The organism is Bacteriovorax sp. HI3 (assembly GCF_059738875.1).
This window is the reverse complement of the sequence record NZ_AP026946.1, coordinates 2,298,005-2,310,942: the sequence shown is the minus strand read 5'-3', so window position 1 is coordinate 2,310,942 and position 12,938 is coordinate 2,298,005. Positions and strand designations below refer to the sequence as shown.

14 protein-coding genes are annotated in these 12,938 nt (G+C 41.1%); 11 read left to right on the top strand and 3 right to left on the bottom strand.

Features of this window, described 5'->3' with window-relative positions; translation table 11 throughout:
* Positions 1 to 91: 91 nt before the first annotated feature.
* The 7 genes from AC6JA8_RS11390 (at position 92) to rplT (ending at position 5,223) form a co-directional block, all read left to right on the top strand.
* Positions 92 to 364 (top strand): hypothetical protein, encoded by a 273-nt coding sequence (locus AC6JA8_RS11390; protein WP_102243945.1) that lies wholly within the window; start codon positions 92 to 94, stop codon positions 362 to 364.
* Between the two features lie 78 nt (positions 365 to 442).
* Positions 443 to 1,504 (top strand): guanosine monophosphate reductase, encoded by a 1,062-nt coding sequence (locus tag AC6JA8_RS11385; protein ID WP_497973893.1) that lies wholly within the window; start codon positions 443 to 445, stop codon positions 1,502 to 1,504.
* A complete protein-coding gene (locus tag AC6JA8_RS11380; protein WP_497973892.1) occupies positions 1,504 to 3,345 on the top strand; it encodes a 1-acyl-sn-glycerol-3-phosphate acyltransferase in 1,842 nt (613 codons plus the stop codon). Before AC6JA8_RS11385 ends, AC6JA8_RS11380 begins: the two co-directional genes overlap by 1 nt.
* A gap of 1 nt (position 3,346) precedes the next feature.
* Positions 3,347 to 3,784 (top strand): hypothetical protein, encoded by a 438-nt coding sequence (locus AC6JA8_RS11375; protein WP_497973891.1) that lies wholly within the window; start codon positions 3,347 to 3,349, stop codon positions 3,782 to 3,784.
* A gap of 55 nt (positions 3,785 to 3,839) precedes the next feature.
* A complete protein-coding gene (gene infC / locus AC6JA8_RS11370; protein ID WP_497976885.1) occupies positions 3,840 to 4,484 on the top strand; it encodes a translation initiation factor IF-3 in 645 nt (214 codons plus the stop codon).
* Between the two features lie 111 nt (positions 4,485 to 4,595).
* Positions 4,596 to 4,796 (top strand): 50S ribosomal protein L35, encoded by a 201-nt coding sequence (gene rpmI, locus AC6JA8_RS11365; protein WP_102243941.1) that lies wholly within the window; start codon positions 4,596 to 4,598, stop codon positions 4,794 to 4,796.
* 79 nt (positions 4,797 to 4,875) lie between these two features.
* Positions 4,876 to 5,223, top strand: coding sequence for a 50S ribosomal protein L20 (rplT, locus tag AC6JA8_RS11360; RefSeq protein WP_102243940.1), 348 nt, complete (start codon positions 4,876 to 4,878; stop codon positions 5,221 to 5,223).
* 49 nt (positions 5,224 to 5,272) lie between these two features.
* Here the strand turns inward: rplT and AC6JA8_RS11355 are convergent, their stop codons facing one another.
* Both AC6JA8_RS11355 and fsa read right to left on the bottom strand, forming a co-directional pair.
* A complete protein-coding gene (locus AC6JA8_RS11355; protein ID WP_497973890.1) occupies positions 5,273 to 6,148 on the bottom strand; it encodes a matrixin family metalloprotease in 876 nt (291 codons plus the stop codon).
* 68 nt (positions 6,149 to 6,216) lie between these two features.
* Positions 6,217 to 6,864: a fructose-6-phosphate aldolase gene (fsa, locus tag AC6JA8_RS11350; protein WP_102243938.1), complete on the bottom strand. Its 648-nt coding sequence runs from the start codon at positions 6,862 to 6,864 to the stop codon at positions 6,217 to 6,219.
* 106 nt (positions 6,865 to 6,970) lie between these two features.
* On the opposite strand from fsa, the gene AC6JA8_RS11345 reads away from it, so the two are divergent.
* Positions 6,971 to 7,813, top strand: coding sequence for a hypothetical protein (locus AC6JA8_RS11345; RefSeq protein WP_497973889.1), 843 nt, complete (start codon positions 6,971 to 6,973; stop codon positions 7,811 to 7,813).
* A 33-nt stretch (positions 7,814 to 7,846) separates the two neighbouring features.
* Here AC6JA8_RS11345 and AC6JA8_RS11340 read toward each other — a convergent pair whose 3' ends face one another.
* A complete protein-coding gene (locus tag AC6JA8_RS11340; RefSeq protein ID WP_102243936.1) occupies positions 7,847 to 8,857 on the bottom strand; it encodes a tyrosine-type recombinase/integrase in 1,011 nt (336 codons plus the stop codon).
* A gap of 180 nt (positions 8,858 to 9,037) precedes the next feature.
* On the opposite strand from AC6JA8_RS11340, the gene rnc reads away from it, so the two are divergent.
* The 3 genes from rnc to AC6JA8_RS11325 are packed head-to-tail and all read left to right on the top strand — an operon-like array spanning position 9,038 to position 12,831.
* Positions 9,038 to 9,886: a ribonuclease III gene (rnc, locus tag AC6JA8_RS11335; RefSeq protein ID WP_497973888.1), complete on the top strand. Its 849-nt coding sequence runs from the start codon at positions 9,038 to 9,040 to the stop codon at positions 9,884 to 9,886.
* A 30-nt stretch (positions 9,887 to 9,916) separates the two neighbouring features.
* On the top strand, positions 9,917 to 10,888 hold the full coding sequence (era, locus tag AC6JA8_RS11330) for a GTPase Era (RefSeq protein ID WP_497973887.1): 972 nt from the start codon (positions 9,917 to 9,919) through the stop codon (positions 10,886 to 10,888).
* The gene (locus AC6JA8_RS11325; protein ID WP_497973886.1) at positions 10,888 to 12,831 is read left to right on the top strand and encodes a ribosome biogenesis GTPase Der; all 1,944 of its coding nucleotides are present in this window, start codon (positions 10,888 to 10,890) and stop codon (positions 12,829 to 12,831) included. The genes era and AC6JA8_RS11325 overlap by 1 nt, the downstream gene beginning before the upstream one ends.
* Positions 12,832 to 12,938 lie beyond the last annotated feature (107 nt).

The following is a 12,938-nucleotide window of genomic DNA, read 5'->3' as shown; positions in this document are numbered from 1 at the left end:
AGTTATAGCTCTCTAAAGCCTGTAAATTGTCATAAAAATGTAGGTTTTAATCTTTTTTTCTTATCATTTTTTCTGTGATAAGGTGCCTTTAATGAATATCTTTCAGACTTTATATACGCCAATAAAAGGCGCATTTTTGGCCTTCGACAAAAAAGTCGATGGATCAATCACCTTTTTCATTAAGCACTACGGAAAAAGCCGCTTTATGATCGCCATGAGCAAAAAGGCTCAGTATTTGGGGCTGGAAAAGCTCTGGGAAAAGGGACCAAAGGCCTTCGTATATTTCTTTCTTTTTTATTTAGTGCGTGACACCATCCTTTATATCATCCTTCCCATCGTTTTTGCCCGCATGGCCACAAATTAAGTTTTGCCAACAAGTTCCGTCGGTTTTATTCTCTAATGTACTCTTTTTTTTGACCCTTTAACGCTCATAGGAGAATCCATGGAACTAATGTTTAGTCCAAAAGAAATTTTAAATAGAGGAATCGGTTTAACATTTGATGATGTTTTATTAGTGCCTCGCTACTCAGAAGTTTCATCGAGAAAACATCCAGTTTTAAAAACTAAAATTACAAAAAATTATGAAATCGATCTGCCAGTGATCACGGCCAATATGGACACCATCACTGAAACAGAAATGGCCTGTGCGATGGCAAGTCTTGGAGGGATTGGCTCTCTTCACCGTTTCATGAATGAGACTGAACAAGTGGCCATGGTTAAAAAAATCCAGGAATACTTAAAAGAAAAAGGTCTTAAAACGCCAATCGCTGCAAGTATTGGGGTTAAAGAAGAAGGAATTAAAAGAGCAGATATGCTGGTGGATGCCGGCGTTCAAATCATCACTTTAGATATCGCTCACGGCGACTCTATTATGATGCTTGAGACACTTGATTACTTAAAAAAGAAACACCCAAAAATCGACGTTATCGCAGGTAACGTAGCGACTGCTGATGGTGTAAAGAGAATGATTGAGCGCGGAGCTGACGCGGTAAAAGTAGGGATCGGTCCAGGGTCAATGTGTACAACTCGTATCATTACTGGTCACGGTGTTCCTCAATTATCGGCCATCGCTCTAGCGGTAAGTGTTGCTGAAAAACACGGAATCCCGGTTATTGCCGACGGTGGATTAAAAAATTCTGGAGACATTGTAAAAGCACTTTGTGCCGGAGCTTCTTCAGTTATGGTTGGATCTCTTGTTTCAGGAACGTTTGAAACTCCAGGTGAGTTAAAAGGTGGAATGAAACAATATAGAGGAATGGCCTCAAAAGCAGCGCAAGTTTCTTGGCGCGGAGAAATGCCTCAAGGGATGGCGGCAGAAGGTGAATCGACAATGATTCCTTCTAAAGGGCCAGTGTCTCACGTGATTAACGAGCTGATGGGAGGTCTTCGTTCAGGAATGACTTACATTGGTGTCGATAACATTAAAGCGATGTCAGAAGCAGCGCTATTTATCCAGATGACAGCATCGGGAATGAGTGAATCAAAACCTCACGGAGTGAGATAATGGATTTTTCTAAGCTTGGAAACTTCGCCAAACTTGGCGGTCTCATTGGTGGGATCCCTAGTTTCTTTGATAACTTCAAAGAGATGGAAGAAATTGTTTTAAATTATCCCAAGCTTAAAGACAGGATTGCCAATAAGGAAGAAGAGCGCGAAAAAGCGATCAAAAACTTAAAAGAAATCAGAGCGGAGCTTTCGCTTCCATTCTTAAAAACTTTTGAAAAATTTCTCGATGCCTCTTTGTCGCAATTATATGATGGGATCAACTTCAACGATAACGGCAACAACTTAAAAGAGCTGTCGCTGAAAAATAACATCGTTTTAGTTCCCAACCACCAGTCGCATGCTGATTACGTGGCGATTAACTATATCTATTTTAAAAAATACCAGTCGCCACTTTTTGTGGCGGGTGGAAATAACCTGAATATTTTCCCGATCGGGCCCTTGTTTCGTCGTTCAGGATGTTTTTTCATCAGAAGAACATTCGCCAACGACATCCTTTATAAGTTAACTCTTGAAGCTTATCTTCACTACATGCTGGTGAAGGGAAATCCAATTGAGTTTTTCTTTGAAGGAGGAAGATCGCGCACTGGAAAGCTTCTGCCGCCAAGATACGGTCTGTATCAAATGCTGATTGAAGCTCATAATGCCATCCCGGAAAAAAACAAGATGCCACTAAAGTTTATCCCGGTGTCGATTGTTCACGAATACGTTCCTGAGCAAAAGTCCCTGGTGCGTGAGCTTGAAGGTGGAAAAAAGAAAAAAGAAAGTGCCGGCCAGGTTTTTGGTCTGGTGAGGCTTTTTTCATACCAGTTCGGGAATGTGCACATCAATGTCGGTCATCCGGTAGATATGCCACCTGTCGATATGGACAACCTGAAAACCCAGACTCAGAAGCTTGCTTTTGAATGCTTTTTAGAGGTCGGGAAAAATATGCGTGTGACTCCAACGTCACTTCTGGCGATGATTCTTTTAGATGAGCCGACAGGAGCGCTTAAGTGGGAAGAAATTCTCTCTAAGGCCCGCCACATCGTCGCTTACTGCCAGAAATTTAATGTGCCGATCACGGATTCAATCACTCCGGATAATTTAGAAAAATCACTGGAGAGATCAATTGATATCTTAATTGGAAATAAAAAAGTTGAAGCGATCGGAAACCCGAATGGAAACCACGTTTTTTATTCGATTAAAGACGATTCAAGAAAAGAGATTCTTTATTTCAAAAACACGGTTCTTCACCATTTCTTAGTTCCGTGGATTGTAAACATGGGATGGGTTAACCTGTTTTCAGGGCACATCACCAACGTCGATGACCTAAAGAAGTTCTTTATCTCTCAAAGAAAGCAGCTAATGCATGAGTTCTATCTTCCAACGGTAAAAGAGTTTTTAACATCAACTCTTGATATCGTTTCTGATGCTGTCGGAAGAGAAGTAAAGACGCTGGAAGAGTGTATGGAGCTTTCTCATAAGGAGCTTTATCAGATCCTGCAGAAAGTGAGTCTTTTCTCGCGCGCTTGTAACTACTTAATGGAAGCTTACTACGTTTGTGGTCTGACGCTCACGGCACTTTCTAAAGAGTATAAAGAAGGCTTCAAAATGGAGACTTTCTTAAAGAAGTATAAAGAAGTTTTCGAGAGTGAAAGAAAACTTAAGCGCATTATTAAATACGCTGAAAGTTACTCTGTTCCTCTTTCTAAATCGAGTTTGCAGTATTTCATTCACACTGGCATCGTCGCAAGCAACAGCGGTTATTATGCAGTCACGGATTCCCAGAAACTGGTTGAAGTCCTGACAAAAGTGGAATCGGATTTAAGCTCGCAACTCTCTATCAATCTTTTAAATTAATATGGCCGCCATCAAGCTAAAAAAAATTAATTGGCAGAGGCGGCGTTTTATCGCCAGCGGCGAGCTTTGCGACCTCGGCCTGTGGATGGACGCAGACCAGACACTTAAAAAAAGAATCCTGACGGACTCAACTTACCAATTGGTCGGGAAAAAAAGCATCGTAGAAATAAGCACCAAAACCGGAAAGGGTAGGCTTCTTTTAGAAGTCGTAGGTGTTCCCAAGACGGACCTGCCGACTTTTGACGTAGAGGCCCAGGCAACTCTGGTTTGGGAGTCGCCGGAGGAAGCCTTCAAGGTGGATTTTTCTGCCTTAAAAGTTCAGGCCCAGCAAGTCATCAAGGGAAGTAACCTGGCCATAAATGACACTTACCACATAGTTTTGGATGGCCCTAAATTAGAGCTTCATTTTTTTATTCAAAAAGATTATATTCATTCGTAGCATTACTAAAATAAAGGACACTCTAAATAACTAGAAGGTCTATATCCAGAGGTAAATTATTAAAGACAACCAGAGCCCAGGTTCATTCCAGAGACCATCATTCGACCGCGATCGCCAATCAAACAAAAACCAAGGTCCAAGAGTTAACGAGCAAATCAGGATTCCTGAATGCCGCTTACTAGGGGACGACGGTCACCAATACGGTGTTGTTTCTATGGCCGAAGCAAGAAGAATTTCTGATGAAGCAGGCCTAGATCTTGTTGAAGTGAGCCCTACAGCTCAACCTCCGGTTGTTAAGCTTATCGACTTCGGTAAGTACAAGTACGAGCTTCAAAAGAAAGCTCAAGAAGCTAAGAAAAAGCAAATTGTTATCCAGTTAAAAGAAGTTCAGCTACGTCCAAATATCGAGCAAGGTGACTTAGATACAAAACTAAATCACTGCCGCAAGTTCTTAGACCAAGGTGATAAAATTAAGATTTCTATGCAATTCCGCGGTCGTGAAATGTCATATCGCGATGCAGGAATGGAGAAATTTAAAGCTATCATCGGCCAAATTGTTGAAATGGGTGCAGTTATCGAGTCTGAGCCAAAAATGATGGGTAATAGAATTATCGCCATTTTAGCTTCGACTAAGAAGCCACCTGTGAAGAAAGCGGATGAGAAACCTGCTGCTTCGGAACAAAAAGCTAAAAAGGACTAAGAAAGTCTTTTACAAGGTATGAATTTATTGATATTTATACCTGCTTTAAAAAGCATTTAATGCATTATTTTATAAATTGATCGTTGATATAGCGAATGTTGGGAGTATTTCATGCCAAAAATGAAGACAAGAAAATCAGCTGCGAAAAGATACAGCGTAACTGGTACAGGTAAAGTAAAAAGAAGCAGATGTGGTCTAAGACACAAGCTTGAAGTTAAGAGCCAAAAAAGAAAGAACAGAGCAGGTGGACCAGCTCTAGTTCACCAATCAGAGCACGAAAAAGTTAGAAGAATGCTTCCATACGCATTCTAATTAGAAGATAAAAATATAAAACAGATGTTTTGGGCCTAAGAGAAGAAGCTTCCCCCAAAGATCGTTACAGGAGTAGAAAATGGCACGCGTACGTAGAGGATTTAAAGCTAGAAGAAGAAGAAACAAAGTTCTAAAACTTGCAAAAGGTTTTCACTTTGACCGTAGAACAAAATATAAGCACACAGCTGAAACTGTTAAACGTGCTCTTAACTACGCTTACGTAGGAAGAAGACTACTTAAGAGAGATATGAGAAAGCTATGGGTAGTAAGAATTGCAGCAGCAGCTCGTACACTTGAGACTTCATACTCAAAATTCATCGGATCTCTAAAAGCAAACAATGTTACTCTTAACAGAAAAATGCTTGCAGAAATCGCAGCTACTGACTTTGCTGGATTCACAGCAATTAAAAACGCACTTAAAAAGTAATTTTTAAATACAGTTTTAAAATAAAAAGGCCCTCGAAAGAGGGCCTTTTTTATTTGTGCTTTTTGAACATTGTTATGTCTGGTTTGCGAGAAAGATCCAGGTGGTGTTCATAGACCTTTTTACCATTCTCATAGTGGGCGCAAGTCCCGTCTTTATGAAGCTCAATCATCCCTTTGACTTCTGTTCCTTCAGGGACGCTGATGGCGTTAGTGCTATTAGCGCTCAGGCCGCTAATGTAGTTGTTGATGTAGATGTCTTGAATGCGAGTCCTATCAAAATTCTGAACAGTTCTTTGAGTCGTTGAATAGTAGGGTGCCATGATGGAAGGTTTTGTCGATTCATGACAAAGACCAAGTAAGTGCCCCATCTCGTGCAGGACAACTGTCGGAAGGTCCATATCCACTTGGTACATGGCATTTGCCATCACCAGGTCTGAAGCGTAGTCGCGGTAGTTAACGATGATATCTGCGTGAGTCAGCTGCACGTACTGGCCAAGGCCTGCGCTGCTAGTGACGACGCCGTAGTACTGAGTGATAGCGATAACGTTTGTCTGAACGTTTGAAAACCATTGAGGGGATTTATAGATTCCGATTTCACTGTCTCTGAAGGCCGATGTTGTTGAGTAGCCTGAGTTATTGGTAATTGGAAAAGGCACTGTAATAAGCGTTTTAGAGCCACCTACAGCATCATTCCACACCTTCGCCATCTGCTCGAGAGGGTTGAGCCCTCCGACCATCATACCCGCTGTAATATCGCCGGAAAAATCAGAAGACATTTTAAGAGTCAGAGGAAGGGAAGAGTCACTCCATTTCCCGATAAGGCATGCTGATCCACTGCTACCCAGGGCAGACTGAGAGGTCGTTGTCTGCTTTTTACAAGCAGCAAACAAGAGAGTGAATAAGGAGAGAAAAAGCAGGTTCCTCATTGCTCTATTATCGGGCAATAAGGGGGGAAACTTAGGGCAAAAACCTTAATTTTTGCCCCAGTTTGGGATTACTTAGTGTTGGCCTTCTTGTGGTCTGCTAAAAACGCCTCTAAACCATTTGTAGTTAGGGGGTGCTTATAGAGCGACTTGATAACAGAAAGAGGCATTGTGCCTACATCTGCCCCAATTAAGGCGACTTCTCTGACGTGTGCCGAGTGGCGGATAGATGCCGCCAGGATCTTTGTTTTGAATCCGTAGTTATCATACATTTGGCGGATTTCAGCGATCAGGTCGTTTCCGTTGTGTCCGATATCGTCCAGGCGTCCAATGAATGGAGAAATGTAAGTTGCTCCGGCCTTAGCTGCCAGCAGGGCCTGGTTCATTGAAAAACAAAGTGTGACGTTTGTCTTGATGCCTTTTTTTGTGAAGTGAGCACAAGCTGCGATTCCCGCTTCAGTGAGAGGAAGCTTGATCACCACGTTTTTGTGAATCTTTGCCAGTTCTTCACCTTCTTTAATCATACCATCCAGGTCAAGTGCTATAACTTCCGCCGAGATTGGACCGTCAACGATCTCAGAGATTTCGCGGATAACGTCTTCTTGTTTGCGTCCGGTTTTAGCAATCAGAGATGGGTTAGTTGTGACTCCGTCAATAATACCCAACGAAACTGCTTCTTTAATTTCAGCAATAATTCCTGTGTCTAGAAAAAATTCCATAAATCCTCCGGTTTAAAAAATATGCCATTAGAGTACGCTCGGTGGGTGTTTTCGGAAAGCTTTTTTCCCACTGGGGTAGAAAAAAAAGTAGGTTATAATCTTATGTATGAAGTCATTACTGCTTAGTTTTTTAATCCTTGGAATTAACGAATCCTTTGCTATTGAGTCGAAGGCGCTTCATTCTCTGACGGTCAGAGATGAGCCTAAAAACAAAATTAAAAAAGAGACGCTGGTAATTGGGGCCGATTCTTTTTACGATGTTAAGGCCGATTATACGATGTTTTCCGGGCGAGTGACTGACCGTGATGCCACAGCTTCAATCGTTAAGATCTCCAGCGAAAATAAGAACGTAAAATTTTTCCGCGCCGGGGATTTAGTAGAGTTTAAAATCCAAAACAACAAAGAAGGCGATTACTGTCAGGGCTACGTCCGTAGTATTGAGCCGGATTACTTTGTCATGTATGCCAAAGAGCTATTCCCGTGTTTTCCCAAGGAAGAGTACTTCAGACGCGGGACTGCGCTGATTATGCACTCTGAGAAGCTGGCAGAACGCGTGCGCGAAGCCTCTGTTTACCGCGCCAGTTTAATTAATAAGAAAAAAGATTTCATGGTTCAGCTCAACGATATCAACAATGGGATCTGGAACTTTGAAGAAAGAAAAGTGCAGACGGCCGCTGATTACGACCGCCAGATTGCTGAACTTGAAAAAGCGAAGATTAAAGCATTGGATGATTTACTCTCGCGCAAAAATGATGAGATTAAGCTTCAGCGCGAGCTGGCCTTCCGCTTAGATAATATCGACAAAGAATTAGATTTCTACCGCATTGATAAGAATGATTTGATGTTTGACCGCTGGCATATGGATCACGATGTGGGGCTTCCGGTGTACGATAGGCCGGAAGAAGTAAGACCTAGAAGAGCGAGTGGTGAAAAAGTATTAGACGATTAAAAAAAAGGGCCCGAAAAACGGGCCCTTTTTATTTTAGTGTTTTCTGTAGTTAGAGTAGATGTCTTCCAGGATTTCCTCGTTGTATAGGAAATTCGGAGCGTGCTCCAGGTAAAGCTTAAGGTCATAAGAAGGAGCAAGTCCTAGCCATTCCTTAATAAGTGTTACGCTCTTTTCTTGTTGAATCCACTTGAAGATACACGCCTGACGAAGTGATTTTGGAGTCAGAGTGATCATGAGTTTATTTCTGTAGTCTTCGAAAATGATCTCAATCCCTCTTGGCGATAATCCACCAGAAATGATTCTGTATGGGTTAGCGTAGAAGAGAAGGTTATCAAATGTGATTTGTGACTTAGCTTTCATTTCATCAAGGATCGCTAGGTAGTCAGCAAAAACTTTTTCAAAGATTTTTGGAAGAACAACTGTATAAGCATCTCTTTTTGGGTGACGGATAAGAACACGTGCCTCTCCGTTAGAGATCGTGATGTCGCTCATTTTAAGTTCTGAAAGATCAGAAACTTTTAACCCTGCTCCAAAGATAAGAAGGAAAAGAATCTGGTTTCTTTTAGAAAGAAGCTCCTGGATTTTATCCTGAGAGTGAGATTCTTCAACTAGGTAAGTCCAAAGAGTTTTTACGTCGATGAATGGAGTTGGTCTCGGGATATCTAAAAACTTCGGTGAAGTTGGAAGTTTTCTAACTGGGTTTGAAGACACCAGTGATTTGTTTAAAAGGAAATCAAAGAAGATTCTTAGAGCTTGAACTCTTCTTCTTCTTGAGTTGTCAGAAGAGTACTTGTTTTCCAGGTACTTTCCGTAGTTTGTCACTAGCGCTTGGTCGAAGTTCTTTACTTCAACTGAAGCGTACTCAGTGTTTAGGTAAAAATTAAAGCAGTCTAGGTCTGTTTTGTAGTTCTTAAGTGTGTTTTGGCTTTTTCCCTGAGTTCTAAGGTTGCGGTAAAACTCTTGTTGAAGCTCGAAAAGTTCTGGGTTTAGAGGGGCGCTTGAAACCGGGGTTTGGACAGTAGATTCTGTGGTGTTTGTGTTCATAGTTCTTTCGTCTCTCTCGGAAAAGTGTGTGTGTGAAGAGTCATTTCAAAGTGTTAGCGCGGGCATAGTATCTTAGTTGGTAAATATTAACAACCAAAAAAGAGAATCTTGATAACGCGTATGAGTAGTGATAAAAAACGCGCTGAGATAAAAACATTCAAATAATCAGTAGGCTAAGCCGTGCAAGAGACGACCTTTAATCAAGAAACTCAGGAAGATGGGAGCATCCGCTTTCCTGATACACATTCATGGCTTAATGCATTTTATTCCGAAGCGTCACTAAAAAAATTCGATCAATCGGAACTTCATCATATTATTTCTCACAAAATTTCTTTTGCTCAACTCGAAAAAAAAATTAATTATACATTTAAAGATAAAAAGTATTTGATTCTCGCACTCACTCAATCAACTTTTTGTTATGAGATGAAAGAGAGTACACTGCACTCAAATGAACGCCTGGAATTTTTAGGCGATTCACTCATCAACTTTATTGTTGGAAAAAATCTTTATCACCTTTATAAAGATCATCACGAAGGCGATCTCTCAAAACTGAGAGGAGCTCTAGTTAATGAAGAAAAGCTTGCTGAACTCGCTCGTTCACTAACTCTGGGAGAGTTTTTGTTCATGGGGCGCGGAGAGCTTCGTTCGCGCGGGTTTGATAAAGACTCGATTTTGGCGGACGCCTTTGAAGCTCTTTTTGCTGCGATTTATTTTGATTCAAATAATAATGTTGAGATTTTAGAGCAAACACTAAAATTTATTGTCGATCAGTTTGAAAAGAATACAAAGACTTCATTTTACTCTTTAGAACAATTGAATGTTTTTGATACTAAGTCCAAGCTTCAAGAATTGACGATGGCCGCCCACGGGGTATTTCCCACTTATAAGTCGAGTGAGCTTCCGGATCACACAGGGTTTCATGTCGAAGTGTGGCTAGGGGACAAGAAGCTGGCAGCAATGACAGGTCCATCAAAGAAAAAAGTAGAAAAGCAATTAGCGAAAAAAATTATAGACGAGAAGCTTTACTAAAATAAAGCGTGAATGAGAAAGGAGACGAGAATGTTAATCGAAGATCAGCACCCCCACAACAAATCCATCATGGTTGCAGTATTAGGGGCGCCAAACGTAGGGAAAAGTTCATTGATCAACTGTTTGATCGGAACAGACCTGTCAGTTGTTACTAGTAAACCTCAAACAACAAGAAATAAATTTCACTGCGTGTTCACAGTTGACCGCACTGAAGTTGTTATGGTGGACACTCCGGGTCTACACAAGTCAAACCAGGAATTCAACAAGCGCTTAAATGAACAGGCCAGAGAAGGAACTGAAGGAGCGGATTTAAACCTGCTTTTAATTGATATCTCTCGCGACATCTTAGACCAATTTGTAGATTTTAAAGAAAATTTCCAGCAAGAACTTGGGCCGACATGGGTTCTTTTCACAAAAGCTGACAAAGTTGAAGACTCGGAAAAACTTCCACTAAAAGAAGTTTTTGAAAGAGCAAAAGAAATCTTCCCATCACTTGAGAAGTACTTTTTAATTTCTTCAAAAGAAGGAATTAATATTCACGATTTAACTGGAGCTCTTTGTGATAAAGCTGAGCCGGGACCACACTTGTATCCAAACGGAGATGTGTCAAACAAGAACCAAAGATTCTTCGTTACTGAATACATCCGCGAGCAGGCCTTTGAACTTCTAAAAGATGAAGTTCCGTATGAAGTGGCCGTGGTGATTGATGAATATAAAGAAGTAAAAGGGAAAACAGACCCTAATACTTATGAATCTCATATTTCAGCTTCAATCCTGGTTAACCGTCCGTCGCAAAGAGCGATCGTAATTGGTTCATCTGGATCGATGATTAAAGAAATTGGGATCAGATCGAGAAAGAAAATTGAAGTTATGACTGGAGGCCCAGTGCACTTAAACCTACACGTAAAAGTGTCGCCAAAGTGGTTCTCAAATAACTTTGTTCTTGAAGAAATCGGTCTTCCTCGCGCTAAGGATTCTAACCGCGTTTGGAGAAAGAAGTAATGGAAACAAAACAATATCACCGCTCAATGGTGATCTCCCTGATCGGGAGACCCAATGTCGGTAAAAGTTCACTATTTAACAGGCTGATGAGAAAAGCTCATAAGGCCATCACTCACGATAAGCCGGGAGTTACGCGCGATCGCCACTACGGTATCGCGACTTTTGAAGAGCTTGCCGGAAAAGATGCGGCCGAAGCGATCCTGGTTGATACCGGGGGATTCTACCCGACAAAAATCGAAGAAAACGTTCCAAGAAAGAATGATCAGATCATGAATAAGTTTTTTAACATCATGACTGACCAGGCGAGAACAGCGATCAGAGAAAGTGACTTGATTCTTTTTGTTGTTGATTCACGCGAGGGAGTTTTACCTTTCGATGAAAGTATTGCTGATTATATCCGTGCTCAGAAAAAACCATTCTGGGTTCTGGTTAACAAGTATGATACTGACAAGCAGGAAGGCGAAGAGCTGGAGTTCTACCAATTAGGTATTGGCGAAGAAGAAATGTTTAAAGTTTCTGCTGAGCACGGCCTTGGGTTATTAGATCTTAAACAAAGACTGCAAAAAGAAATCATTAAATTCGAAAACTCACAAAAAGATGAGATGTCGAACTTGCAAAAAGGTGTAACTCCAAGAGAGAAAGTTGTGGCACGTCTGGCGCTGATTGGTGCACCAAACGCTGGTAAATCAACAATGCTTAACTTGCTTCTAGGAGCGGAGAGAGCACTGGTGAGTGATATTCCGGGAACCACAGTTGACCCGATCGAAGGCTTCTTTGATCTCTTCTTTGGAAAAGAGGCACATCTATTGGATGATGATTTAAGTTTCGCTAAGACGGACTCACTTTTATTCCAACAGTATGAAGAATTCAGAAACAACAACCCTGATGTTTATAAAGACCTGGCCGTTGCCTACAACCTGGAAGAAGAAGGGACACAAGGCGCGCCGATTTACGACGAAGAAGACTACATTGGTGAAGAAACTCCGCTTTTTGATGAAACTCTTGAAGCAGATGAACACAACGAAAATGAAATCGATTTCGACGATGCTCTTTCAGATGAAGAAGTTCAAAAATCGGAAGACGATCTTTATGAAACAGTTTTTGCTGTAGATGATGAAAACTTTTCTGATGAAGATGAAGAATTAACAGAAGAAGAGATGCTGGAAAATGAAGGATACTCTGAAGAGTATCTCCAGGCAGAAGCTCAGATGTTAAAAGAAGAGGAAGAAAAAGGATCACAGTGGCGCTCTATGCACATTGTAGATACAGCAGGGATCAGACGCCAGAAGGCCGTTGAAGGTTTTATCGAGCAGCAGTCTGTTTACCGCTCACTACGCTGTATCACAGAGAGTGACATTATTCTTTTTATGATTGATTCAACTATTGGTATTTCTCACCAGGACCGTCGTCTTTTAAATATCGCTCTGGAAAAAGGAAAATCAGTTATTGTTTGTTTAAACAAAGTGGATCTTTTAAAAGAGAAGCTTGTCGATGAAGCGGCCAAAAAAGAATGGATCGCCGATTTAAGAGCAACTGTCCCATGGTTAAATCACTGCGACCTGATTCCTATTTCAGCGAAGTACAACAAGCATATTGGAAGGTTAAGAGAGTCGATCAAGAAAACTGTCTTGATTAGAAACAGAAGCATTGGAACTGGAAAACTTAACCGTTATGTTTACCAGCTGATTGAAAAAAATCCAGTGGCGATTAAGAAAGCAGGTAAGAGATTAAAGGTGAAGTATGCTTCGATGTTAAAATCGAATCCGCCGACTTTCCTTTTCTTTACAAACCTTTCTAAGGACATTCCGGATAACTATAAGAGCTACTTGAAAAACGGATTGAGACGCGAGTTTGAATTCGACAACACACCGATTCACATTGTGTTTAGAACAGGAGAGGACTTAAATCGTCGCCTGGGCAAACGCATGAAAGAAGTTACCTGATTGATACTGACATTGTTCATAAAATAGGCCCGGAGAATCCGGGCCTATTTGTTTCTTTTCTTGTAAGTACGCCTAACTTTATGTGAAAACTTCTCACATTTTGTAAA

What these genes read in the sequence shown, in the direction of transcription:
- AC6JA8_RS11345 (WP_497973889.1), top strand. Translation starts at nt 6,971, where the DNA reads ATGAAGTCATTACTGCTTAGTTTTTTAATCCTTGGAATTAACGAATCC.
- rplT (WP_102243940.1), top strand. Translation starts at nt 4,876, where the DNA reads ATGGCACGCGTACGTAGAGGATTTAAAGCTAGAAGAAGAAGAAACAAA.
- AC6JA8_RS11385 (WP_497973893.1), top strand. Translation starts at nt 443, where the DNA reads ATGGAACTAATGTTTAGTCCAAAAGAAATTTTAAATAGAGGAATCGGT.
- AC6JA8_RS11390 (WP_102243945.1), top strand. Translation starts at nt 92, where the DNA reads ATGAATATCTTTCAGACTTTATATACGCCAATAAAAGGCGCATTTTTG.
- rpmI (WP_102243941.1), top strand. Translation starts at nt 4,596, where the DNA reads ATGCCAAAAATGAAGACAAGAAAATCAGCTGCGAAAAGATACAGCGTA.
- fsa (WP_102243938.1), bottom strand. Translation starts at nt 6,864, where the DNA reads ATGGAATTTTTTCTAGACACAGGAATTATTGCTGAAATTAAAGAAGCA.
- AC6JA8_RS11325 (WP_497973886.1), top strand. Translation starts at nt 10,888, where the DNA reads ATGGAAACAAAACAATATCACCGCTCAATGGTGATCTCCCTGATCGGG.
- AC6JA8_RS11380 (WP_497973892.1), top strand. Translation starts at nt 1,504, where the DNA reads ATGGATTTTTCTAAGCTTGGAAACTTCGCCAAACTTGGCGGTCTCATT.
- AC6JA8_RS11340 (WP_102243936.1), bottom strand. Translation starts at nt 8,857, where the DNA reads ATGAACACAAACACCACAGAATCTACTGTCCAAACCCCGGTTTCAAGC.
- era (WP_497973887.1), top strand. Translation starts at nt 9,917, where the DNA reads ATGTTAATCGAAGATCAGCACCCCCACAACAAATCCATCATGGTTGCA.
- AC6JA8_RS11375 (WP_497973891.1), top strand. Translation starts at nt 3,347, where the DNA reads ATGGCCGCCATCAAGCTAAAAAAAATTAATTGGCAGAGGCGGCGTTTT.
- AC6JA8_RS11355 (WP_497973890.1), bottom strand. Translation starts at nt 6,148, where the DNA reads ATGAGGAACCTGCTTTTTCTCTCCTTATTCACTCTCTTGTTTGCTGCT.